Here is a 25,127-nt window from a genome sequence, read left to right on the forward strand (position 1 = left end):
ATACTATAAGATGTTTCCTTTTAATCGGTTCCATGCCTTTACCAGCAAAAAGCCTGCAATTGCAGAAACAACAGTTAAGACTATAGCTTGTGTTGTTCTACCATAGATCCAATAACCAGTAGCGAACATTATAGAATAAATTAGAATTACCCCTAACAACATTGCTGTTATACCAGCGGGTACACTCCACTTTTCTTTATCCTTTACAATTTCTACTGCATCGGTTTTTGCATCGGCAACTACTTTAGACCAACCTGGTCCACCTGGTTGAATCTTCTTGTAGAAACTTCTCAAGGTATCTTTAGATTCTGGCTGTGTCATAAATGTTGCTATTAACCAAATCGCCGTAGTCAACACTACAATAAATATGTATTCTGACCAGTCTGGCAAAAGTCCAGTTTCCGTGGCAAATAGATACGCACCAACGGGAGTCAATTTTAATATAATTGAAATAATACCTGATGCGAACATCGCCGTAATTTCACTCCATGCGTTAATTCTCCACCAGAACCATCTTAAAATAAATATGAGTCCGGTACCTGCACCAAAAGCAAGAAGGACATCAAATAACTGAAGTGCATTTTGAAGCAATAATGCCAATGCAGCACTGAATATCATTAAAACAACCGTAGATATTCTACCTACTGCCACCAATCTTTTCTCAGAGGCATTCGGATTTATCTGTTGCTTGTAAAAGTCATAAACAATGTATGAAGAACCCCAATTTAATTGGGTACTAATGGTACTCATATACGCTGCTACTAAAGATGCTAATACTACCCCAAGCAATCCGCTAGGTAGTTTTGTCAACATTGCCGAGTACGCTAAATCATGCCCTAATTTATCTGCCGTCACATTTGGAAAAGCTTCTTGTATGCTTGCCAAATCCGGATAAACCACTATTGATGCCAATGCCACCAAAATCCATGGCCATGGTCTTAAGGCATAATGCATAATATTGAAAAAGAACGTTGCGCCAATTGCATGATTTTCATCTTTTGCCGCCAACATACGTTGCGCAATATAACCACCACCACCTGGCTCTGCACCTGGGTACCAAGAACTCCACCATTGCACGGCTAGGGGTATTATAAATAAGGTAATCAATGCTTTTTTATTACTAAAATCTGGAAGTATGTTTAGTTTAGAAGCCACATTTTCATTTGCCATTAAAGCTTCAACACCTCCAACTTCAGGTATATTCACCAAGTAATAAGCAGCACCTATCGCACCTGCCATAGCTACAAAGAATAAAAGGAAATCGGTATAAACCACACCTTTAAATCCGCCAAGGGCGCTAAAAGTTACTGTAATTAATCCTGCACTTACTACCGTCTGCCAAGGCTCTAACCCTAGCATAATGCTTCCTATTTTTATAGCTGCCAATGTTACCGCAGACATGGTAATTACATTAAAGATCACCCCTAAATAAACAGCTCTAAACTTTCTTAAAAAGCTAGCAGGTTTTCCGCCATAGCGCATTTCATAAAATTCTAAATCTGTATTTACATTCGACTTACGCCACAATTTTGCATAAACGAAAACGGTCAACATACCTGTAATCAAAAAACACCACCATACCCAGTTACCAGATACTCCGTTAGTACGTACAATATCTGTCACCAAATTGGGTGTATCTGTTGAAAATGTCGTCGCTACCATTGAAAGACCCAAAAGCCACCATGGCATAGTACGACCCGATAGAAAAAACTCTGATGAATTTTTACCCGATGTTTTTGATACGTAAAACCCTATGCCTAAGACAAGGGAGAAAAAAACTATAATAAAAGTATAGTCTAGCGTACTGAGTTCCATAAGTTGGTTTTAGGTTGATTGTTAAAGATATATTATTTTAGGACATTTTTATATCTAAATACGCTAAACGTACCACGTGCTTCTATCAATAACTACTGAAATTACCCCAACCGCTTGGATCCTTGCTTCAATTGCGACATTTATTATAGGATTATCAAAAGCGGGCATTAAAGGTATTGCTGTTTTGAACGTTACTATAATGGCTTTGGCATTTGGTGCAAAACAATCTACAGGTATGGTCGTACCCTTACTTGTTCTTGCCGATATTTTTGCCGTTATCTACTACAATAGATACACGCAATGGAAGTATGTTTTTAAAGTACTACCGTGGATGGTTTTCGGATTACTCATTGGTGTTTTCATTGGAAATGAATTACCCGAGAAGTTTTTTAAAATAGGTATGGCGACCATAATTATCATTACCGTAGTTATGATGTTTTATTGGGATCGTAAAAAAGATAAGAACGTACCTTCGCATTGGACATTTGCCGGAGCAATTGGTACCATTGCAGGAATTACGACCATGGTCGGCAATTTAGCCGGGGCTTTTTCAAATATTTACTTTTTAGCCATGCGCTTACCTAAAAATCAATTTATAGGTACCGCCGCCTGGTTATTCTTGATCATAAACATTCTTAAACTCCCCTTCCACTTTTTCATCTGGAAAACTATTACATTAGAATCGTTAACCTTAAACCTAATGCTTTTACCAGGAATTCTATTGGGTTTCTTCGTTGGTGTAAAGTTCATCAAATACATTAAAGAAGCATTTTTCAGAAAGATGATTCTGGTACTTACTGCCGTGGGTGCGGTTCTGATTATGCTTAGTTAGAGTTGTATCTATAGGTTTGATTTATTTTGAAAATAGCTTTGGATGATGTAAATCTTACAATTGGATTAATAAGGTTTTAATTTCTACGTAACTTTAATAAATGTAAATAGCTTAAAAAAGTTATTAACTCTTATTATAGTACTTGAAAAGTAATTTACGGGAAACCTTAATTATATGGCGGTTCTCAAAGAGTGACCTAAATTGTATAATAATATCAAAAAAAATTATATCGATAAATTTTAATTTATACATTTGCCATAAGTATAACAATTACAAAACATTTTTAAAATAGCTTGATTAAACAAACTATTTTAAATAAAAAAGACCACAATTGAATTGCAGTCTTTTGTTTAAATGTTAATGAGTAAATTAGGGCTTTTTCATATTTCGTAGTTTCTCTAGAACTACAAAAATTGCCGCTAGAATTTGAAATAACCAAACGAGTTTTTCCATTTTCTTTAAAAGGTAATCTAAGGTCTTAAGTAAAATCATCTAAGAGCCAAATGGTGTGAGATACCTTTTGGCTTTTTTCATTTGTATTTCCTTCTTTACAAACTCTACCGTCTTCACAGATTGGCTTTAATGAACGTTCTGCCCTATTACAATCTGCAGTACTACAAAGGTACATTTTGTGCCACCTGATAAACGTATTAAGCTCTTTTAGCTTTTAACAGGGTTATCAACAATTACATGTTTCAAAAAGAACAATTTGTTAAATACAAATATCAAAAACTTACTTCAACACACTTAAAAACAACAATTTAAGTATACATATATAAATGCATAAATTAAGTTTGCTTAAATAAATACTTCTCCTAAAAAAGATTTAAATTAATTTTTAGGTGATTTTCACATAACTAAATCATTTACATTTTAACCTATATTCTTCAAAGTATAATTAGTAATTGTTCAAGAAAACCTAAAAGCGTAAATTAGGCTAAAGAAACGACCATCGTCCCTAACCCAATAAAGTCCACATATTTCATATTAGGGTTAATCTTTAACCCACGTAACCAGTAATTTAGCAATACTAACCTAGAAATACTGCTACACATGAATATCATAGGAAATTTTATAAAAGGAGTTATCGATATTACCGACAAAATTACTGGTGATGACAACCCTATTGAAGATCAAAAAGCAGTGCTGAAAAACCTTTTAGAAACAGCAAAAGATACTTCTTTTGGTAAAGCCTATGAGTTTAAAGATATTCTAGAAAGTGATTATCCACAGCAAGCATTTCGTGATGCCGTGCCTTATTTCGATTATAATCAAATCAATGAAAAATGGTGGCATAAATTACATGAAAATCAGACCGATGTAACGTGGCCTGGTAGTCCAGATTATTTTGCATTGAGTTCTGGTACTACTGGTAAAACAAGCAAACGCATTCCGGTCACCGATGCTATGATAAATACTATTAGGCAGGCAGGAATCAAGCAAGTTTTGGCAATTTCTAATTTTGACCTTCCGGCAGATTTCTTTGAAACGGGAATTTTAATGTTGGGGAGTTCTACAGATTTAGTCGAAAACAATGACCATTTAGAAGGTGAGATTAGCGGCATAAGTGCAAGTAACATACCATCGTGGTTTAGCGGATACTACAAACCTGGAAAAGAAATTGCCAAAATTGATGACTGGGACGAACGTGTAGCAAAAATTGCCGAAAAGGCTGCCGATTGGGATATTGGCGCACTTAGCGGAATTCCTTCTTGGATAGAACTGATGCTAAAAGAAGTTATTAAAAAACATAACCTCAACAACATTCACGAGATTTGGCCCAACTTGCAGGTATATACATCTGGGGGAGTAGCATTCGGTCCGTACGAAAAGAGTTTTAATGCCTTAATGGGTAAACCGGTAACGGTAATTGACACCTATTTGGCTTCCGAAGGGTTTATCGCTTTTCAAGCTAGACCAGAAACCGACGCCATGAAATTGGTTACGGATAATGGAATCTACTTTGAATTTGTTCCTTTTAATCCTGATTATATTTTAGAAGATGGGTCACTTGCACAAGATGCTCCGTCACTTACTCTTTCTGAGGTTGAAACCGGTCAAAATTATGTATTGATTATAAGCACCGTTAGTGGTGCATGGCGTTATTTGATTGGTGACACTATTGAGTTTACTGATGTAGAGCGTGCTGAAATAAAAATTACGGGTCGTACCAAGTTCTTTCTAAATACGGTAGGTTCTCAATTATCGGTTAATAAACTTGATGATGCCCTACAAGATATTATGGAAACTTTTGATATCGAAGTCCCTGAATACACCCTTTGTGCAAAGAAGTATGAAGACGGATTTTACCACACTTGGTATTTAGGTACTACGGCGACTCAAGATGCCGAAGTTATAGCTCAAAAACTAGATGTGTCTTTAAAAGCTGCAAACAAAAACTATAAGGTTGCCCGTTCTAAAGCACTTAAAGGAGTAAAAGTTTTTACTATTAATCCCGATATATTTTACGATTGGAACGATAGCAATAAAAAGAAAGGCGGACAAGTAAAAATGGAACGCGTAATGAAAGAAGAAAAGTTTGCCGAATGGGAAGCTTTTGTTGAAAAACATCATTAAAATTTGTTTCTCTTATTCTTCAAGAGTCGCATCTCTCTCTTCAACCAATAACATAATTTCTTCTGGAGACAGGTACAGGTTTTTAATACGGTCTACATATGCTTGCGTTAATCCTGCTTTCTTTAAAATGAACTCTTTAGTGGCAAGAATATAACTTTCCATACCGTGTGTAACCGCAAAAGAATCTGCGCGGCGTTCTGCCGCTCGTATATAATTCTCTGAGGTTACGTATTTAAAGCCAAATCCTATTAAATTAAACCCACTTCGCTGCTGGTAATCCATAACATGACCGAGTTCATGACCTAACCACCCTATCATAATTTCTGACGGAATGTCTTTGGTATAGTACACCGAATCGGCAATCTTTATTCTTTCACTAATCAATATTTTATAAGACCTATTTTTTTTTGATTTGAAAACACTCCAAAATGAAGGTTGTGCCTGCATGGTTGACTTTTTAATATTCTTTTTAAACTTGAATTCAATTTTGGTATTGGCAAGTTCAGGATAGTGAGAAAGAGCAATTTTTGCTTCTTCAGTTATTTCATTAGGTATTGTATGTTGTGCAGATGCAACCATATTGTAACTTAATAGTATTAAGATTAAATAGTTCAATTTTTGTATATGTAGGAGTTTTATCAAAGTAGCGGACTAAAAAATTTGGCGAGACCTTCTAAAAATTTACTGAACGGTGATCTATTTTTAAATTTTTCTAAATCTACCTTCGCCTCTTCGGTACAATGTTTTGTAAATAGCCCTTCTATTTCAGAAGCTTTTTCTTTATCATACAAAATAGCATTAGTCTCAAAATTGTGCTCAAAGCTTCGATAGTCAAAATTACCTGAACCTACAGATACTATTTCTCCATCGATAATGATGACCTTACTGTGCGAAAAATCAGGTCTCAAGTAAATATTGGCACCCACTTCTAACAATGCTTCAAAAGTGGAAAACATACTATATTGAGCCAATAAAGAATCTGATATTTTAGGGGTCAATAAGGTAACTTCTATTCCGCTTAGCGCTGCTATTCTAATGGCTTCTAAAACCGGTTCGCCGGGAATAAAATACGGATTAGCAATACAAATACGTTTCGTTGCAATATTGATCATTGCCAAGTATTGCTGCATGATTGCCGGATATCTAGAATCTGGTCCGCTTGAAATTATCTGTGTTACCGTATCACCTTGAGGTTCAACTTTTGGAAAATATTTGTCTTGAAGCAACAATTCTTCCTTACCCGCAAAATGATAATCTTTCACAAATACACGCTGTAAACTGTTTACCGCAGGACCCTCAATTTTTAGATGCAAATCTTGCCACACACCAAGTTCAGATATTGGTTTCATGTATTTATCAGACACATTAAATCCGCCGGTAAAACCAACATTACCATCAATGATTATAATTTTTCTATGATTTCTATAATTAAGGGTAAATAATAGATTTCCGAAACGAATTGGCATCGTCGGAAATGCCTTGACCCCAATATCTATAAACCGTTTTACTCTTTTGCCACGCATAGAATTGCTTCCAAAAGAATCGTACAACATTCTAATTTCAACACCTTCTTTAACCTTTTTCTCAAATAGCTCGTAAAACCTATCTAAAAGCATGCCCTCTGCTAAAATGTAATATTGTAGGTGTATAAAATCTTTCGCTTCTTCTATGGCTTTAAATATAGCTCCAAACGTTTCTTCACCACTATTTAACAAGGTGATATTATTACCTTCATAAGGAGCGAAATAACTGTTTTTTCGAATGAGCGATGCTAATTTATCGTGTTTATAGTCTTCAAATTCATGTACACTCTGCTCACCGCCCTCAAGTTCTTTATGGGTTTCTGAATACAGTCTTCTTTTTTCGGTCTGCTTTAATTTAAAGAGTTTAAATTTTCTTCTGTTAATACCGAACAAATAGTATAACAACGGACCTAAAAAAGGAAAAATTATCACAGTTAAAGACCAACTAACCATCTTGGTCGCTCTAGATCCATTAAAGATAATATTGACTATACTCCATAAAGTTACCGCTATGTAAGCAAGCCAAAAAACAGTATTCATAATTAATTATTTTGTTCCTTAACAAGATACTATAATTTGCTTAAGCCCTAGTTTGATTAAACCTATCAAGATACTTTTAGTATCAAAAGAGTTAATTACTACCTCTAGTTGTGAGTACTTTTAAAAAAAAGTAATGGGAGTAATCGCTATGGACAAAAAACAGATAACCTTATATTATAGTTCGCAAAATTCAATTGGTAAGCAATTGAACGCCTATGTTGAATCTTCGGGTAAAGATCATTTAACCATAGATATTTCTAAGACGAACGTTACGGGCACGCAATGGGCTGAATTAGCTGACGGACTCAACAAAAACATTTCTGACTTGGTGAATACCGAGCACCCAGATTTCAAAGAAGCATATGGTAAATCATCTGTTGATCTTGATGATGACGGTTGGTTGAAAATTTTAAATAAGAACCCTAGTTTTCTGAAAAATGCCATTGTTATAAAAGGTAAAGACTTTATTGAGCTTACAAGTGCATCAGACTTTAAGCAATATATGGACCCCGATAGTGCGGGTATAGAAAAGCCTTATAAGTAACAGCGTTTTCAAATAGCATATAACTTATTTTGAAACATAAGGTTTTCTGAACTTCTAACTACATTGCTTTAAATATACCTTATGTCCAAAATTTTAAAATGGCTTGTTTTCGTTAGTATTTTCTGCATTGGTGGGTATATGCTTGCCGAATGGAAAATGAAAAAAGAGGTCATTAGCTTTTTAGAAAGAAAAGTGCCCGATCATATAGATTTTTCATACGATCGATTGACCATTAGTCTTATGAAAGGCAACATAGCGTTCGAAAATGTAGCCGTAGTTAGTTTGGGCAAGCAGACTTCTTCTTGCGAAATAAAGGTGAATGCCGAAATGCTCTCTATCGAAGGATTTGACTATTGGAAAATTCTATTTCAGAACGCTATCTACATTAAATCTCTAACCCTTAACAAACCTCATCTAAGTTTCAAGACATGCCCAAAAGAATCAGATAATGTAGTTGCCAATAAAAGCAACCCCATTAATCTTTTGAAAGAGATATTTGTTGAAGAAATTATATTCGATGCCGGTAAGATTGAAATTTGGGACTCTAATGAAGAAGTAGCACTCATTGCAGTTAATCAAATAAACCTTTCCCTTAAAAAAGTAGCTACCGATCCCGATGTTATAAAAAAATATGTTCCGTTCACATTTACCGATTACAACATCGAAATTCAAAACTTCAACGCTCCATTAGGTGAATTTGAAAAGCTTGAAATGGCATCATTGGTTATGAATAATGCTACTATCGATATTACAGATATAGTACTTTCTACTATATATTCTAAAGTTGAATTAAGTAGGGAAATTGCCTATGAAAGAGATCATATTTATTTATCTATTCCTGAGATAAAAGTAGATGAGCATAATTACTTGGTTTCAAACGATTCGCTACACGTAAACTTCAAAGAACTTTTGCTATCACAGCCTAAATTAGAAATATATCGTGATAAATCTAGATTAGAAGATTTTACAAATAAGCCACTTTATGGTAAATTATTGCAAAAACTGCCTTTTAAAGTAGCAATTGACTCCGTTTTTATCGAAAAAGGGGCAATTGTCTATGAAGAGAATATTCCTAATAATGTTAAGGCAGGTGCATTGAGTTTTGAAAATTTAGATGCCGAAATCACTAATTTATCCAATAAAACAAATGTTGAAGAGCCTGTTCAAATTCAGCTTAATGCCGATTTAATGGGGACAGGGAAATTTCATCTTAATTGGCAATTTGATGTTTATGATCCCCGAAGTACTTTTCTAATTTCTGGCGGATTATCTAATTTCAACACCTCAAGTCTAAATGATTTTCTTGTACCCAATTTAAGAACCCAAACTACAGGTACTATCGACCAGCTTTACTTTACCATTTCTGGTGACGAGTATGTTGCTACGGGAGATATTAAAATGAGGTACGAAGATTTTAAATTTCAGGTACTTAATAAAGAAAGAAACGGAGTAAAGAAAGTACTTTCATTTATAGGTAATTTATTTATAAACGATGGATCAAAAACAGATGATGATGGGTACAGATATGGTGATATAGAGACCGAACGTGTACAGAATAAATCATTTTTTAATTATCTGTGGATCAACTTACAAGATGGTCTTTTAGATGTACTAACAGGAAATGGAAAGAAAGATTGAACCGAAATATTATAAAACTAAAAAAGCCAGGTAGTAAACTACCTGGCTTCTCTTTTCATAGCAATATTTCATACTAGTTGTCATCAGTAGCATCTTCTACTGCGTCTTCAACTTCATCAGCTCCATCTTCGATTTCATCTCCAACATCGTCCATTCCTTCTTCAATCTTCTCTCCTGTAGTTTTTTCTTCTCTACAGCTTGTTGCAATGCTCATTGTAGCAAATGCAAATACGATCATTAATAGTGACTTTTTCATAATATAGATTTTAATAATTAGGTTAACATTTAAATATTTAGGTATAAAGGTTTACTTGTTAACGAAATAGTTTCCCATACCTGTCATTGCAAATATGAAGGTTTTAACAGAGAGCGCTTAGTTATAAAAAAATGAATATTAACTCATCTACGAAAACCGCATATGTGTCAATTAACATTTTAAAAGTGTCAAGGTTATTCTCTTTTTTCTAGTTTTTTTGTAAGGTACAATTGCCATTGTACATAAAATAAAACAATGAAAAAGTTAACCATAAATAGTTCTAAGTCTAGCGATATGTTTACTCAAATACATGAATGTATACAGGGTAATCTTGTAGAAGATTGGGGTGAAAGTGTTTTAACTTTTAATACTACTATTGGTAAAGGAGCATTAAGAACCATCGATTTTAATTGGGGAGTGTCTCTTATTGATTGTAATATAAAACTGAATGAAGAAACTAAGATTGTTTTTGACACTAAAGACCTAGCACCAATTGAGTTCATTTTTATTACAAGCGGGTATTTTGAGTATAGTGAGAACAATACAGATTCTTATACCAGATTAGAGCAATTTCAGAATACGATTATATCGCATAAACGAGATGCCGAAAAAACATTTTTGTTTCCGAAGAACGAGAATTTAAAAATCAATTTTATACGGATTAACCGTCAAGAATATTTAAAAAAGAAACATAATAATGTCTCTCAATTAAATCAATTGTTGGTGTCATTATTTAATGATAGTAAAGGAGAGGCTACTTTTCAACACGGTGGCAGTTTTAGTTTACGAATTGCAGATGAAATCAAGTTACTAAACGATATAGATACAACTAACGGATTGCTAAGGTCTCTTTCACTAGAAGGCAGGCTTTATCTTATTCTATCGCTACAGTTATTAGAACATAAAAATTTTGAAGAAAACATGAATTTACCTGAAGCTATTTCTAAAGAGGATATTCTAAAGATTCACAAGTTGACTACCTATATATTAGAGCATATTTCCGAAACTATATCTATAACAATATTAAGCGCAGAATCTGGATTAAGCCCCAAGAAACTACAATTAGGATTTAAGATTCTGTATTCTAAAACCGTTAACGAATATGTAAGGCAGTTGAAATTAGAAATCTCGAAAGATTACCTTAAAAATACCGATTTATCGGTATCTGAAATTGTATATGCGATTGGAATAAAGAGTAGAAGTTACTTCTCTAAAATATTCTTTGAAGCTTATGATGTTCTGCCAACAGACTATAGAAAGCATTTAAAAAATAAGAATGCTTCTTTGCGCTAATTTTCTGGATACTCATAGGGCATTAACATGCTGTCATACGAAATATCTTGATTAAATAGATTTTTTGCAATAGGTCTTATTTCTAAATCTGTTTTATGTGGCGGCTGCAATATCATTTGCGCCCTTTCTATTTTAGTATCTTCTGAAAGCCATTCATATTTATCTTCATGGTCTATAATTACGGGCATATAATCTACTAGGTTTTGGTAATTTACTACATCTTTTTCGAGCGGACCAGTTAGTAAAGAACAGGTAATAAACCCATCATCTAGAACGGTATAAATTCCTGCTAAGTATAATATTCCACCATTTTTACTACTCACGTGGTATGGATATATTTCTCCGTTTTTCAATACAGAAGTAAAGAAACCAGTAACGGGTATTATACACCGACAGTTCTTAAACGAATCATGATACCACATATTCGAATCTATTTTTTGGGCAGAGATGGTCAAGGTATTGGTCAGCTTTTGAAAGAGCTCCCAATCATCGTTAAAAGTACTCGGCAACAAACCCCAGATGGCCAAATTAACAGCATTAGGCTCATTCATTGTAATTATGGGTATTGAGACTTCGGTCAAGCCGCTAATAACTACTTGCGGAGTGTATAAATTTGGATATTTGAACAAAGCATTTACATCTCGCTCTATCTCCTTCATCTTTGCTGTATTCGAAATTTTAAAATACATATCAATCATTTGCTTTAAACATAAAGTTCGTCAAATAACCATAGCTCTCTTATTGCAGAAACATAAAAAGATAACGCATTAAAAAAGAGGTTGATATTTCCTAAAAATAAGCACAAAAAAAGAGGCTAAAAATAGCCTCTTCTAGAATTCGTAAAACATGGATTTATCTAATGTCTTCTAACATTTTAATATTTGAAAGTCCGTTTTTAATAGCCTCTTTTTGACTTCTTAAAATGGTAGCGGTCGTTGAAGGCAACGATGTGTCTTCTAAAACATCTTCATATTCTTCTATAGCTGCTTTTTCGCCTCTAATAGCCTCTTCTAACATTGCTTCTGCGTTGTCTAGAGAGAATAGTGCTTTTACATCCATCCAGGCTCTATGTGCCTTACCAGCCATGCTATCGCCTTTATCAATTTCTTGCCCAAATGTTTTGATTTCTGCCTTTAATTCATGGCCAAAATCGTAACGTTGCTTTGCCTTTGTTTCGAAAAAAGCTTTCAATTGAACATTATCAGTGTTTTCAGCTGCCTTCTTAAATCCTTTTTCGGCATCATATGTTTTTTCTAAAAGTTCATTCAACTTGTTTCCTACTTCTTCTGTATATGTACTCATTTTATATAGTTTTAATGATGTGATTTTTATTTAGAGATGTTAATCACAATTACATCTTGTAAAATTTATTTCTATTCTTAAAATCTTGTAATTTTCTCTTTAACTCGGTAACATCTTTACCTTTTGCCTTATCTGAATACATTAATACATGCTCCATATCAATTTCGCAAAACGCATCTTCTTGATTACTGCTGTTATCATTGTTCATATTGTCAACGACAAAATCTCTTAACAATAAGCCGATGAATCCTAATCCTATTATAATAGATATACCTGCAATTAATTGTATCATCTGTTTAGTTTTGATGACAAATATATATTCGATTATATGTACTTTTTATCTTGAAAAAATATAGCATTAACTCCTTTCAATAGGGTTAATTTTCAAAGCTTTAAGGTTAAAAATATAATGCCCTTGCCACACAATAAAGAAGAAAATTATAGAACTTGTAGTATAAAATTAGTTCTCAAGTTTGTGCTACTCTAAATGGTTTTTTCCATCACTTGGTTCTCCAAAATACTAGCGGTGATGGAAAGCACAAACGATAAAAGAATTTGGATGATAAGAAAAGGTACAACAGTAAAATGGTCTTGGGGTAATGGCACTGCCAAAGGTAAAATTATAGAAACATATACTTCAAAAACAACAAAGACCATCAAAGGAAATGAAGTTACAAGAAATGGTAGCGATGATGATAAAGCACTTTACATACAACAAGAAGATGGCGACTATGTTCTAAAGAGCGAAAGCGAAGTTGAACGTGCCGATTAATTTACATATAAGATTTCAACCACTACTTCTTTGTATCTAAATTCAATAACGGATTAAAATCTGCTATTACCTTAATTAATACTTTTTCTGCTGCAGTTTGATATTCTGAATAAGAAGTGATTTCTACGCTCTCAAAAATATCGCTCAGTTCTCTCTTTTCATACTTATTGACTACAAATGGATGCACATAGTATTTCTTACATACATTTCTAGTATTACCCAATGCTTTAGCAGTATCATCAAATGCTTTTATAACATTCTTTTTAATTTCACTCTCAGCATCAGAAGGTTCATTTTCTATAAGCGATTCAAAAAATATTAGCGTACCAGACCATGTTCTAAAATCTTTCGCAGTAAAAAGCTCTCCGCTTATATCTTGTAAATACTCATTGACCATACCACTGTCAACTCCCGTTTTAATACCATCTTCATCAAAGAATTGAAAAAGATCCCAACCCGGTATTTCTTCGCATTGCAATACTAACTTGCGTAATTTTCTATTATTTAAAGAGATACTATGTTTTTTCCCTTTCTTACCGGTAAATTCAAACTTTAGCTTATTCTTACTGGTTTTTAAATGCCTTGTTCTTAAGGTTGATAAGCCATAAGTTTTATTTCGTTTTGCATATTGCTGATTACCTATACGAATATGGGTTTCTTCCATTAACCTTACAATTAGTGCTAGAACTTTTTCTTTAGGCCATCCTTCTAATTGTAAATCTTCATCTACCTTTTTTCTGATAATGGGTAAAGCTTCCCCAAATTGATGCATTCTTAAAAACTTGGTTCTGTTTCTCACCCGTAACCACAAATCGTGATAACGGTATTGAAGTCTATGTTTCATATCAAAACCTACTGCTTGTAAATGTGCGTTGGCTATCGGTGCAATTTTTACATCTTGCCATGCCGGTGGAATTACCAGTTTTTTAATTCTAGATAATTCAGCTTCTTTACTGAGTGGTTTATTCTTTAGTAGATACAGAAATTGGTCTTTCTCTTTAATGCGCAGAATAGATAGTGCTTCTCTATTTACATATTTTAAATGCATATGTGCAGCGACATCATGTGGTTCACTCGCCAGTAGTTCTGAATAATTCATCTATTATTTTTTTTGGTCTAACAGTGCACAAACCGAAAAATTTTGTTCATTATTTTCTGCACAAGTTCAAACAAAAATAATGAATCGGGTTGCTATATACGTGTTCTATAAAACTCTTTTGTAGTCTAAAAACTTCTTTTATCAATCTTATAAATCACTTATACAAAGTTCGATTGCGGTAGAATTTTTACTATACGGATTCTTTTTAATCGCTGAAGTTATATACCTTTCCTTATATAAATATCCATTGCTTATGAAAGGAGAACCAATGTTAATATGTATACCAGACATAAGCGGCTTTACCGAGTTTATGAGCGAAACAGATTTTGAATTAAGTTCTAAAATCATTCCTGCGCTTCTAAATCAAATTATCTACACGAATAAAATCGGACTTAAAGTTTCTGAAATTGAAGGCGATGCCGTTCTGTTCTTTAAAACCGGAGAAATGCCAAGCTTAGAAAAGCTTATTGAACAGTGCCGCATTTTTTATACAGAGTTCTACATAGAGCTAGATGCCCTCAGAAAAAAGTATAGAAAAAATAAAGATGCCGAATCGATACCCGATATACTCGGCTTAAAAATCATACTACATTACGGTAAAGAAATTGCTTTGACCAAAGTTGGCAACAGCATAAAACTCTTTGGTGAAGACCTTATAATTGCTCACAAGCTTTTAAAAAACAAAGTAAGGTTAAGCGAGTATCTACTGTTGACCGAAGGTTTGACCAATTATTACAAAGAGAACAATTTAAACGATCAGTTCGATTGGGGCTCATTAAAGCAAAATTCTACAGAGTACGATCACGTGGGTGAAATTAACTACTCATATATCAACTTAAAACCTTTGGTAGAAGAATAAGTCTCCCATTTTTCAAAACTGTAAAACGTTCATCATTGAGTCTTCTGAGTCAATGATAATCTTCAATATTATTTAATTTTGTAATAGATTAATTAAACAAAAATTATGAGCTATTTAGATATAAAATCAAAAGATATTAAGCCAATAGTAGATGAATTGAACACACTACTGGCAGATTACAATTTATATTACCAAAACCTAAGAGGATATCACTGGAATGTTTCTGGAAAGAACTTTTTTGATCTTCATATTAAGTTTGAAGAACTATATACCGATGCAAGAATAAAGATTGATGAAATCGCTGAGCGTATCTTAACCTTAAGACATAACCCAACTAGCGAGTTTTCTAAGTATTTTGAAATGTCTTCAATAAAAGAGACCTCTTCTCTAATTGCTGATACTGACATGGTTGATCATATTTTAAATCAACATGAAGCTCTATTGAAGCAAATGAATAAAGTTATTAAGAAAGCTGAAGCTGGTGGAGATGAAGGAACTATTGATATGATCGGAGCATATATCGGTGAAATCGAAAAAGTAAGTTGGATGCTTGACGCCTGGTCTAAAGAATAAAATTACAATAAATACAGTATAAAAAAGCACCTCTTTAAAAAGGTGCTTTTTGCTTTCAACTAGATTGCCAATGCAATCTTCATTGTATATTATTTTACGACTTTACGCATTAAATATAACATACCAAATTTTTTGGCTGCAGAGAATGCGGTCGATACCCAGTTATACGGACTCAAATCTTCTTGTACATCTTGTTTCAATCCTTTTAGCTCTTCTAAAGCAATTTCCCGCTCTAATTTCAAGCGCTTTAAATTGAACTCTATTTCCTCAAAATTTTTGTACATATCTTCTTAATTAAAGAATTTAACAGATAGCTTTTTTACTAGCATGTTGTCAATTTTACCTCTAAAAACATAAGCTAAAATTAAGAACACTATAAACAAAGCTCCGGCAATTAAACAAGCGCCTACCATACTCTCAAGAACATTCGCCAAGAAAACGACACCGGCTACAGTTATAAATATAAGTGCCAAAAAAGCAAGACCACCTATAACTGCCATTTTTAGCAGCATACCGGTGGTCATTGTTAATTGTTGAAACACTTTTAGCCTGTAGTATTCTTGGGTTTTCTTATAGTAAACCTCTCCTACATCAATTGCCTTATTAGACGTTTCGTTAAGTGATTCAATAACTCCCATTTATACTGTTTTCTGCAGTTTCTTATTTTTTGTTTTCAACTCAGACAATTTCTTCTCTAAAGTTGAAATTACATCTTCTGTTTTGTAGCTTAAATCAGATACTAAAGATTCTACTCTCGTATCTAAAGTTTCTCTTTCATCGATCATTTTAGAAGCAACTCTGTTTTTAAGATCAACTGCACTGTCTGCAAAATTATCTCTTGTAGCAGCTGCTTGATCAGCAATCAATCTTCTTGTGTTCTCACCTTTATCTGGTGCGTAAAGAATTCCTAAAGCTGCACCTATGGCAGACCCTGCAATAATTGCTAATAATGTATTTCCACTATTGTTCATATTATATATTTTAGATTAAACGTTTTTTTTATACATGATAAACTATTACTTATCGTGCCTTACAAATGTCTATAATAAAGGGACAACTACTTAACTCAAAACCTTTTAATATTGACGTTAACAATAGCTTAAAAGGGTTAAGAATTATATGAAACGAATTAATGCATCAAACTCTTTACCTCTAAATTTGTAACATGAAAGAATATCAAACTAAGAACCCGTTCAACGGTGAGGTTGTAAATACATATACACAAGACAGCACTGTCGATATTGAAGAAAAATTAAAAAAAGCTTTAGCTATAGAAGCCTCTTGGGCAGCTATGGAAATTGAAGATAGATGCGAACTTCTCACCAATGTAGCAGAACTGCTTATAGAACGTAAAGAGGAATATGCAGAGCTGATGACACAAGAAATGGGAAAACCATATTCGCAAGGAATTTCTGAAATTGAAAAATGTGCTTGGGCTTGTGATTTCTATGCACATAATGCCGAGGATCTTTTGGCTGATGAGGTAATTGAAACCGATGCCGATGAAAGTTTTATAAGCAATGACCCATTAGGCTGTATTCTCGCAGTAATGCCATGGAATTATCCTTTCTGGCAGGTAATTCGCTTTGCGGCCCCAACTTTAACGGCAGGTAATACCGCCTTACTTAAACATGCACAAAACGTAACCGGTTGTTCTATGGCAATTGAAAAGTTATTCTTAGATGCAGGTTATCCTGAAGGATGCTTTCAAAGTTTAAAAGCGGGTCATGAAGAAATTGAGAAACTTATTGCTAATGACGGAATCAAAGCCGTAACCTTAACCGGAAGCGAAAAGGCTGGTAAATCAATAGCGGCTACGGCAGGAAAGAATCTAAAGAAATCTGTTTTAGAGCTTGGCGGAAACAATGCATGTATTATTTGGGAAGATGCCGATTTAGACCAGCACATCGATACCATGGTGACCGCACGTATGCAGAATACGGGTCAAAGCTGTATTGCCGCGAAACGCTTTATAGTTTGTGAAGAAATTTATGATTCTTTTCTAGAGAAATTTACTGAAAAAGTAAAGTCCCTTAAAAGCGGTGATCCTATGAAAAAAGATACGTTTATAGGTGTTATGGCTCGTGAAGATTTAGCCGAAGAACTTCAAAAACAGGTCAATGATTCTATAAAAAAAGGTGCTAAAGTAGTATTGGGCAACATGCGAAATGAAGCCTATTTCTCTCCAACCATACTAACGAATGTTACCGCAGAAATGCCCGTATTTAAAGAGGAAACTTTTGGACCCGTTGCTGCAATTACCAAAGTAAAGAATAGAAAAGAAGCCATTGCACTAGCTGCAAATTCTAGATTAGGACTTGGCAGTATGTTATTCACTGAAGATATTGATGCGGCCATGAACGTTATATCAGATATACCCGATGGAGCATTCTTTATAAACGACATGGTTAAATCTGATCCTCGATTACCATTTGGTGGTACAAAAGCATCAGGCTACGGTAGAGAATTATCTAGAGAAGGTATATTAGAATTCGTAAACAAGAAAACAGTATATATTAAAAAATAAAGTTATGACACAAAATACACAAGAGACCAAATTTGTAAAGGAACCAGAAGAAGAAACAAGAGAATATATTCTTCAAAAGAATAAAAAGACTAAAGTTGGCATTACCATTCTAGTCTCTTTTTTAGTGATACTTATTATTGGTATCATCGTTTCAAATGTGTTCTTTACCAATTAAAGATTACTATTTCAACTATTCTAACTTCAAAACAATTCATGATCAACAGATCCTTTCAAAATTTTAGGAAATACTATACCAAAAGCAAATCTTTTAGCTTAGCTATTCTTTTTCTGCTATTTCACTCATGTGCAACATTTAAAGAGCAGAATTCTTTAAATGTTGACGATATAAATGTCAACAACGACATTACTTATACATTTTATATTGCTGGTGGATTAGGGAACTCCTCTTCTCAACCAAACGAGACTCTTTTACAACGTTTTAAAACAGAACTTGATAACGCTTCTGAAAATAGTACTTTGGTTTTTACAGGTGATAATATCTCACCAGATACAAATAATTGGCAAACCGATAGCCTCTTGATTCAAAAACAGTTAGACCTTTCTTCAGATTTTAAAGGCGAGACCGTGTTTTTACCTGGTAACAATGAATGGAAAAGTTATAAGCTTAATAAAATTGAAAAGGTAGAAAATTATCTAAAAGAAATAGAGAGAAAAAATACGGCGGTAGTACCCAATAATGGCTGCCCAATAGACTACCGTGTTATTAATGACGATTTAGATTTAATACTTATAGATTCAAAATGGTTTGTTTCTAACTGGTCTAGAATTGAAGATATCAATAGTAAGTGTTCTGATATTATTACCCGAAGAAGGTTTATGGAAGAGCTAGAGGGTTACATTGGTGATGGACAAGGCAAAAACATAGTCATAGCCATGCACCACCCTGTATTTACGAATGGAACTTATGCCGGTAAAACTACTGTTAAAGACCATATGACTCCTTTACCAATTTTAGGGACGATTAAGAATGCAGTAATGGATCTTGGCGCATTTAATCCTGAGCACGTAAATTCAAGAAGATATAATTATTTACGTATTGCTGTAAGTGCATTGGCACAAGCAAATGATAGAATAACCCTAATTTCAGGTCATGAAGAAAGTTTACAGCTATTAGTAGGTGGTGGAATTCACCAAATAGTTAGTGGTTCTTTAGGCGAAACAAGTGCGACCAAATTGGGTCCGGGTAGAATTACCGCTATTGGTGGTTCTATTGAATATCAAGGTGAATATGCTCATGGCGAAAGAGGCTTTGCCAGGTTGGATTATTTTAAAGACGGTAGTTCTAACGTTACTTTTATCTCAGAAAATGATTTGTCTTCTGACAAAACCTTTTCCGTTTTACCCAAAAAAGTTAAAGAAAAGGAATTCACACAGTTTACTTCCAATAATAAGCAAACTGAAGAAAAAAAAATTCTAGACGACCCAAAGGATTTTAATAAAAGTGGTTTCTATAAGTTTTTGTGGGGTGAGCGATACCGCAAATATTATGGTACAACCGTAGAATCTCCAAACGTTCAATTAGATACGCTTTATGGTGGTCTATCAGTAGTTAAAGAAGGTGGTGGCCACCAATCTTTTTCTCTTAGATTAGAAGACAAAAATGGAAAACAATACGCAATGCGCTCCCTACAAAAGAGTGCACTGAAATTTCTAAAGTTTAAACTTCCCGGTATTGCATATAATACTGAAGATTATCAAGATACCTGGGCAGAAAAAGCTATCTCAGATTTTTTTACAACTGCCCATCCATACATGCAACTGGTAATAAACCCTTTGGCTAAATCTGTAGACATCAATCACTCTGATACTGATTTGTTCTATGTACCAAAACAAGATAGTTTAAAACAGTTTAATGAAAATTATGGCGACGAGCTTTACTACATTGAACGCAGACCTTCTGAAGAACAAGCTCATTATAAAGGTTATAGAAGAAATATCAATGGCGCATCTGGTGAGGTAACCGATTATGAAAGCACGACAGATATGCTTGAAAAGATCAAAAGCGATGAATCATATTCTGTAGATGAAAGAAGCTTTATAAGAGCTCGAATATTCGACATGCTCATTGGTGATTGGGATCGTCATCAAGATCAATGGAGGTGGATAGAGTATGAAAGCCCAGATGGTGAAAAAGAATTTATGCCAGTGCCTAGAGATAGGGACAATGCTTTTCCAAGGTTTGACGGTAAGGTGATACCATTTTTACAATGGTTTATGCCAGGTACGCGAAACTGGGAGACTTATGATGAAGATGTTGACAATGTAAAATGGCTCAACCTATCTGGAAATGTTTTAGATAGAACGTTGACAACTGCTTATGGTCCTGATGTATGGATAGAAGAAGCTAAAGCCATTCAAAATGGGATGACAAGCCAAGTTATTGAAAACGCGTTCAATCACCTACCTACTTCGGTACAAGATGAAACTTCTGAATATATTAAAGAAAGTTTGAAAAAGCGCTTGGCCACTCTACCTGAAACTGCCGAAGATTATGCCATATACCTCAATAAAATTGTTACCGTTACCGGTACCGAAAAAGATGATATCTTCAGCATAACGCGTTTAGAAAACGGAAATACAAATGTTGATGTTAAAAGAATATTATCAGATGAAAAGAATGAACTAATATATTCTAGAATATTTAATGACAGTCTAACTAAAGAGATATGGATTTATGGTTTAGGTGATAATGATGTATTTGTTGTAGAAGGAGATAACAGTCCTAACACTAAACTACGCATCGTTGGTGGTTACGGTAAGGATACCTATAATATTTCAAATAAGAAAAAAGTGAAATTATATGATTGGGAACATGAAAAAATAAATTTTGAGAACTTACAGCCGAAAACCTTATTAACCGACAACTATAAAACCAACACTTTTCATTTTAGGTATTTTAAGCCTAATACAAACGTATTGGTACCAACTTTAGGTTTCAGAACCGATGACGGTATGTTTATAGGCGCATCGAACACTTATACTCAATATGGTATTGACGGTAATTCATTTAGACAGAAACATACTGTTAGTGCCAATTACTATTTTAAATTTAAAGCTGCTGAACTTTTTTATTCTGGTGTATACGGAAGTGTTATGCCCGGGTGGAATTTTGAAATGGATGCATATTTTGCCAATGACCGTTATGTAAAAAACTTCTTCGGTTTTGGAAATGAGACCATAAACAATGAAGACGCCTTAAACAGAGATTATTATAGGGGGCGAATTAGAACGATCAAAGCAAGTGCTGGACTGGCATATTATAGTCTTCGTATTAAAGGTTTGTTCGAGTCTTTTAAGGTTGATGATAACCCTGATCGTCTATTTAATTCTAGTAATTTAGAAGATGCAGTTTTTGAAAACCAAAACTATGGTGGAGCAGAATTGACCGGTGAATATGACCGTGATGATGCTGGTGATTTTCCATCAAAAGCAATCTATTTTGGTTTTTCTGCCGGTTACAAAATGAACCTAAATAATAACGCTAATAAATTTGGCTATGCTTCTTTAAAAGTTGGTCTTGACCATAAGTTAGAGCCTAAAGGAAATCTGGTCTTAAGTACAACTGCAGCGTATAAGGGTCTTTTTGATTATAACGATGTTTACTTTTACCATACCCCCTCTATTGGTGGTGGAAACGGTTTACGTGGATTTAGAGACGAACGTTTTACGGGGAAGTCATATTTCTACCAATCATCAGATATAAAACTTAAACTTAAGCGTTACGTTACAGCCGTATCTCCTGTTACGATTGGTATGTATGGCGGGTTTGATTATGGTAGGGTGTGGTTACCTAATGAAGACTCTAATATATGGCATACATCACAAGGTGGCGGCTTTTGGATCAGCAGCTTAAAAGCACTAACCTTCAATATAGGCTACTTCAACTCTAAAGAAAGTAACTTGATTCAGGTTGGTTTCGGTTTGTCCATTTAATACTAGTTTTAATTTTTGTACTTTTCTAAAGCGCACATCATACCAAAAATACCATGTCTAAAATAGTTTCTAAAGCAGAAGTATTTGCCACTAATTTACTGAGTGACAATGATAACCCAAGATACCTATACCATAATCTTAGGCATACACAACGCGTTGTAAACAGTACTAAAGAACTTATTGAAGGCGAAAAAGTTAACGAGATCGAAAGCGAAATTCTCTTAGTTGCTGCTTGGTTTCATGATCTTGGTTATACTATTTCTTATGAAAATCATGAAGAAAATAGTTGCCAAATGGCTAAAGACTTTTTAGCTGAGCATGATAATAATGACTCATTTATGGATACTGTTTGTAGCTTGATTATGGCTACAAAAAAAGATTACGAACCTAAGAACGAATTAGAGAAAATTATTCGAGATGCAGATTCTTCGCATTTTCACGTAAAGAATTTTGTAGCTACGACCGAGTTATTACGAGAAGAGATTTCTTTAAATGGCAAGAAAAATTATTCTTCTGCAGAATGGCGAGAAGGTAATATTGCGCTATTACGTTCCAAGCATAGATTTTACACCGATTATGCTATTTCCAATTGGCAAAAAGGTAAAGACAAGAACATTAAGAAGCTCATTAAAGCAAAAAAGAAGCATAGTGAGTTGATTAAAAAGGAGAGCTTAAAAGCAAAGTTTAAAGGAGAATTACCTGATAGGGGAATTCAAACATTGTATAGGGTTACCTTACAAAATCATTTAAAACTTAGTGATATTGCCGATACGAAAGCGAATATTCTACTTTCGGTCAATGCTATTATTATTTCTATGGCATTGGCAAATCTGGTTCCTAAGCTTGACAACCCCTCTAACGATTATCTGTTCTACCCAACATTTACTTTTATTATTTTTAGTGTAGTATCTATGGTGATGTCAATCTTAGCCACTAAACCGAATATAACTTCTGGACAATTTACAGAAGAAGAAGTCACTACTAAAAAGGTAAACTTATTGTTCTTTGGTAACTTTCATAAAATGAAATTAGAACAATACAGTTGGGCAATGTCAGAACTTATTAAAGACAAAGATTATATCTATAGTTCATTGACAAAAGACCTCTACTTTTTAGGAATTGTTTTAGAAAGAAAATATCGAATTTTAAGATGGACGTATACCGTATTTATGGTAGGAATAATTATTTCGGTAATTGTTTTTGGTATTGCCCTTAAGTTCTATGGGCCGGAAAGAGTATTAGAACTACCCGTAATGCAGCCTTAATAAAACGGCTGTTATTAAATTGGAATTAGATTAAACTTATTGCATAGTTTAGACTCCGAAATTCATTAAAAGTATGCATGTTAAAATTCCGATTGCAGCTATTACGATAGTGAACTTTAAAGCTTTTGCAAATGCGGGCTCTTTAGTTTGATTATTTACGTTTACCCTGGTCATGAGTGGTTATTTAGAATTATACCACAAATTTATGATGAAACAGTCTAGCGTTTTAACCTCATAAATGAATTTCTTGTCTCCATTGCATTTTATCTAACTCATTGGCCGTATCTGAAGTATAATTTTTCAAATGGTTGTTTTTAACTCATTTGAATCATTGCTTTCTTAAATGTAGCTTTTGGAGCAGAACACATTGGGCATTCATATGCTTCATCAATATCTTCAAATTTGGTGCCTGGGGCAATATTAAATGCTTCATCACCGAAAGTCGCATCATAAACCGTTAAGCAGTCTTGACATTGATATAGCGATTGGGTTGCTTCTACAACTTCAACACTAGTTTGTTCTTCATCGTCTTCGGCACGACCTAGTTGATCAAAGTACATTTTACTCAATTCCATCAACAACCCAGGTAATTCGATTTTATCTATGTCTTGAGCATAGGTAATATACTTCTGACTATTCGGGTCAAAATGCTCAAAATGTAACACGTTATATGTGGGGCGGACTTCAAATTCTTTAACAATAGTGGGCAAACTATTCTTTTCAATAATCACCGAGGCAAAGTGAGAACGTTTACCCACCTCATTGCTGATACCAAAAGTAAGACCATAGGTACTAATATCATTTTGATCAAAACTCCTAACTAAAAACTTCTTTAATTCCAACGCCTCGCCATCATCAATAGGCACATGCCAATTCATCTCTAATTGAGAATGCCTAACATTGATCCCTCTTTTACCTAAAAAGCGCTCTAAGGCGGGTCTACTAGATTTCTTTATACCTTTTACTACAAATGATTTCCATGGGGTGATACAGATTTTACCAATACTGTTATCTAAACAAAAACCGCAGAATTCTTTTAAGAAGGATAGGTCATATTTATTATTTCTCCAGTAAAGACCAAGCCAATACATATCTGAACCCAAACGGTTCATGCCCTCATAATAAGGAAAGGTCTGAAAAGGAACCTTCAGCTCCTTTTCCATCGTTTTATTATTGGTCTCTAAGTTCTTGTTAATCACAAAGAACAACTCATCTATATCGGTAATGTCCTCATAAATTTCTTCGATCTGTTTTGAAATCGAATTGATATCCCAACTATAAATAAGAACTGGATAAAATGCCGATGATTTCCAATGCGGAAGCTTAATGTTCAAATACCAATAATCTTCTTGTTCAGATGCTATAAAGTTGAGGTTTCCACTAAAAATAGGAACCAAACGTTGTTTTGGATCTGTAATATTGATTTTCAACTTGGGTAAAAAGTCAAATCCTTCTAAAATATATAGATAGGTAGATCCTTTAAGCCAGTGGGTCATATCAAAAATATCAGCAGAAACATAAGAACTTACTATGTTCTGAAAGGTTCGATTGGCAATAATATCGGTATTGAATTTCGAAATACTTTCTAGCTGTTCTTCTTTTGCATCTTTTAGCGGAAACAAAATATCTTGTCGAGACCCAAAATTTACACTTGTAAGTCCGGCCGCCTCTAACATGGTGATAATATCTTTCAATTCACCAGGCGAAGTAACACCTCCTTTTATCAGTATTCTATGAAGATCATCATTCATATCTCGC

General features: G+C 34.1%; 24 protein-coding genes. 12 read left to right on the plus strand and 12 right to left on the minus strand.

All coding sequences use genetic code 11. The features are described from left to right. Positions 1-3: 3 nt before the first annotated feature. Positions 4-1,815 carry a sodium:solute symporter family protein gene (locus tag DFQ03_RS00995; protein ID WP_133671175.1) on the minus strand — a complete coding sequence of 604 codons (1,812 nt, stop codon included), beginning with the start codon at positions 1,813-1,815 and terminating at the stop codon, positions 4-6. Between the two features lie 76 nt (positions 1,816-1,891). Here DFQ03_RS00995 and DFQ03_RS01000 point away from each other — a divergent pair, with 76 nt between their 5' ends. Beyond that, entirely contained in the window at positions 1,892-2,647 is a 756-nt protein-coding gene (locus DFQ03_RS01000) for a sulfite exporter TauE/SafE family protein (protein ID WP_133671176.1), read from the plus strand. Between the two features lie 1,053 nt (positions 2,648-3,700). Beyond that, the gene (locus DFQ03_RS01005) at positions 3,701-5,224 is read left to right on the plus strand and encodes a GH3 family domain-containing protein (RefSeq protein ID WP_133671177.1); all 1,524 of its coding nucleotides are present in this window, start codon (positions 3,701-3,703) and stop codon (positions 5,222-5,224) included. A gap of 12 nt (positions 5,225-5,236) precedes the next feature. On the opposite strand, the gene DFQ03_RS01010 is transcribed toward DFQ03_RS01005, so the two are convergent. Further along, the gene (locus tag DFQ03_RS01010; protein WP_133671914.1) at positions 5,237-5,803 is read right to left on the minus strand and encodes a hypothetical protein; all 567 of its coding nucleotides are present in this window, start codon (positions 5,801-5,803) and stop codon (positions 5,237-5,239) included. Between the two features lie 59 nt (positions 5,804-5,862). Then, complete coding sequence (gene cls, locus DFQ03_RS01015; protein WP_133671178.1) at positions 5,863-7,287, minus strand: cardiolipin synthase; 1,425 nt, start codon at positions 7,285-7,287, stop codon at positions 5,863-5,865. A 133-nt stretch (positions 7,288-7,420) separates the two neighbouring features. Here cls and DFQ03_RS01020 point away from each other — a divergent pair, with 133 nt between their 5' ends. Next, on the plus strand, positions 7,421-7,831 hold the full coding sequence (locus DFQ03_RS01020; RefSeq protein ID WP_133671179.1) for an arsenate reductase family protein: 411 nt from the start codon (positions 7,421-7,423) through the stop codon (positions 7,829-7,831). A gap of 81 nt (positions 7,832-7,912) precedes the next feature. Further along, complete coding sequence (locus tag DFQ03_RS01025; protein WP_133671180.1) at positions 7,913-9,469, plus strand: DUF748 domain-containing protein; 1,557 nt, start codon at positions 7,913-7,915, stop codon at positions 9,467-9,469. Between the two features lie 73 nt (positions 9,470-9,542). On the opposite strand, the gene DFQ03_RS01030 is transcribed toward DFQ03_RS01025, so the two are convergent. Then, on the minus strand, positions 9,543-9,725 hold the full coding sequence (locus DFQ03_RS01030; protein WP_036150642.1) for a membrane protein: 183 nt from the start codon (positions 9,723-9,725) through the stop codon (positions 9,543-9,545). A gap of 255 nt (positions 9,726-9,980) precedes the next feature. Between DFQ03_RS01030 and DFQ03_RS01035 the strand changes: the two genes are divergently transcribed. Continuing rightward, positions 9,981-11,018: a helix-turn-helix domain-containing protein gene (locus DFQ03_RS01035; RefSeq protein ID WP_133671181.1), complete on the plus strand. Its 1,038-nt coding sequence runs from the start codon at positions 9,981-9,983 to the stop codon at positions 11,016-11,018. On the opposite strand, the gene DFQ03_RS01040 is transcribed toward DFQ03_RS01035, so the two are convergent. The 3 genes from DFQ03_RS01040 to DFQ03_RS01050 all read right to left on the minus strand — a co-directional run bounded on the left by DFQ03_RS01040 (position 11,015) and on the right by DFQ03_RS01050 (position 12,612). Further along, a complete protein-coding gene (locus DFQ03_RS01040) occupies positions 11,015-11,677 on the minus strand; it encodes an SOS response-associated peptidase family protein (RefSeq protein WP_166637416.1) in 663 nt (220 codons plus the stop codon). The two genes, DFQ03_RS01035 and DFQ03_RS01040, sit on opposite strands and share 4 nt — an antisense overlap. Before the next feature lie 193 nt (positions 11,678-11,870). Continuing rightward, positions 11,871-12,320 carry a ferritin-like domain-containing protein gene (locus tag DFQ03_RS01045; protein ID WP_133671183.1) on the minus strand — a complete coding sequence of 150 codons (450 nt, stop codon included), beginning with the start codon at positions 12,318-12,320 and terminating at the stop codon, positions 11,871-11,873. A gap of 49 nt (positions 12,321-12,369) precedes the next feature. Further along, positions 12,370-12,612, minus strand: coding sequence for a hypothetical protein (locus DFQ03_RS01050; protein ID WP_133671184.1), 243 nt, complete (start codon positions 12,610-12,612; stop codon positions 12,370-12,372). Between the two features lie 267 nt (positions 12,613-12,879). Here DFQ03_RS01050 and DFQ03_RS01055 point away from each other — a divergent pair, with 267 nt between their 5' ends. Next, positions 12,880-13,092: a hypervirulence associated TUDOR domain-containing protein gene (locus DFQ03_RS01055; RefSeq protein ID WP_133671916.1), complete on the plus strand. Its 213-nt coding sequence runs from the start codon at positions 12,880-12,882 to the stop codon at positions 13,090-13,092. A 22-nt stretch (positions 13,093-13,114) separates the two neighbouring features. Here DFQ03_RS01055 and DFQ03_RS01060 read toward each other — a convergent pair whose 3' ends face one another. Next, the gene (locus DFQ03_RS01060; protein ID WP_133671185.1) at positions 13,115-14,191 is read right to left on the minus strand and encodes a DNA topoisomerase IB; all 1,077 of its coding nucleotides are present in this window, start codon (positions 14,189-14,191) and stop codon (positions 13,115-13,117) included. A gap of 253 nt (positions 14,192-14,444) precedes the next feature. Between DFQ03_RS01060 and DFQ03_RS01065 the strand changes: the two genes are divergently transcribed. Both DFQ03_RS01065 and DFQ03_RS01070 read left to right on the plus strand, forming a co-directional pair. Continuing rightward, positions 14,445-15,050 carry a DUF2652 domain-containing protein gene (locus DFQ03_RS01065; RefSeq protein WP_133671186.1) on the plus strand — a complete coding sequence of 202 codons (606 nt, stop codon included), beginning with the start codon at positions 14,445-14,447 and terminating at the stop codon, positions 15,048-15,050. A 105-nt stretch (positions 15,051-15,155) separates the two neighbouring features. After that, complete coding sequence (locus DFQ03_RS01070) at positions 15,156-15,623, plus strand: Dps family protein (protein WP_133671187.1); 468 nt, start codon at positions 15,156-15,158, stop codon at positions 15,621-15,623. 89 nt (positions 15,624-15,712) lie between these two features. Here DFQ03_RS01070 and DFQ03_RS01075 read toward each other — a convergent pair whose 3' ends face one another. Genes DFQ03_RS01075 through DFQ03_RS01085 form a run of 3 tightly spaced genes read right to left on the minus strand, consistent with a single transcriptional unit; the run spans position 15,713 to position 16,594 of the window. Continuing rightward, positions 15,713-15,907: a hypothetical protein gene (locus DFQ03_RS01075; protein WP_133671188.1), complete on the minus strand. Its 195-nt coding sequence runs from the start codon at positions 15,905-15,907 to the stop codon at positions 15,713-15,715. 6 nt (positions 15,908-15,913) lie between these two features. After that, on the minus strand, positions 15,914-16,261 hold the full coding sequence (locus DFQ03_RS01080; RefSeq protein WP_133671189.1) for a phage holin family protein: 348 nt from the start codon (positions 16,259-16,261) through the stop codon (positions 15,914-15,916). Continuing rightward, entirely contained in the window at positions 16,262-16,594 is a 333-nt protein-coding gene (locus DFQ03_RS01085) for a YtxH domain-containing protein (protein ID WP_133671190.1), read from the minus strand. Positions 16,595-16,788: 194 nt separating this feature from the next. Here DFQ03_RS01085 and DFQ03_RS01090 point away from each other — a divergent pair, with 194 nt between their 5' ends. From DFQ03_RS01090 to DFQ03_RS01100, 4 genes are read left to right on the plus strand one after another with little or no spacing between them, the layout of a single operon-like run. Continuing rightward, positions 16,789-18,150: an NAD-dependent succinate-semialdehyde dehydrogenase gene (locus DFQ03_RS01090; RefSeq protein WP_133671191.1), complete on the plus strand. Its 1,362-nt coding sequence runs from the start codon at positions 16,789-16,791 to the stop codon at positions 18,148-18,150. 4 nt (positions 18,151-18,154) lie between these two features. Continuing rightward, positions 18,155-18,325 carry a hypothetical protein gene (locus DFQ03_RS18725; protein WP_166637417.1) on the plus strand — a complete coding sequence of 57 codons (171 nt, stop codon included), beginning with the start codon at positions 18,155-18,157 and terminating at the stop codon, positions 18,323-18,325. A gap of 38 nt (positions 18,326-18,363) precedes the next feature. Then, positions 18,364-22,104 carry a BamA/TamA family outer membrane protein gene (locus DFQ03_RS01095; protein ID WP_243834384.1) on the plus strand — a complete coding sequence of 1,247 codons (3,741 nt, stop codon included), beginning with the start codon at positions 18,364-18,366 and terminating at the stop codon, positions 22,102-22,104. A gap of 53 nt (positions 22,105-22,157) precedes the next feature. Then, positions 22,158-23,369 carry a Pycsar system effector family protein gene (locus DFQ03_RS01100; protein WP_133671192.1) on the plus strand — a complete coding sequence of 404 codons (1,212 nt, stop codon included), beginning with the start codon at positions 22,158-22,160 and terminating at the stop codon, positions 23,367-23,369. Positions 23,370-23,683: 314 nt separating this feature from the next. Here DFQ03_RS01100 and DFQ03_RS01105 read toward each other — a convergent pair whose 3' ends face one another. After that, on the minus strand, positions 23,684-25,120 hold the full coding sequence (locus tag DFQ03_RS01105; RefSeq protein ID WP_133671193.1) for a rubredoxin: 1,437 nt from the start codon (positions 25,118-25,120) through the stop codon (positions 23,684-23,686). Positions 25,121-25,127: the final 7 nt, after the last annotated feature.

The sequence above is a fragment of the Maribacter caenipelagi genome, assembly GCF_004364175.1.
In the GTDB taxonomy this organism is placed as follows: Bacteria; Bacteroidota; Bacteroidia; order Flavobacteriales; family Flavobacteriaceae; genus Maribacter; species Maribacter caenipelagi.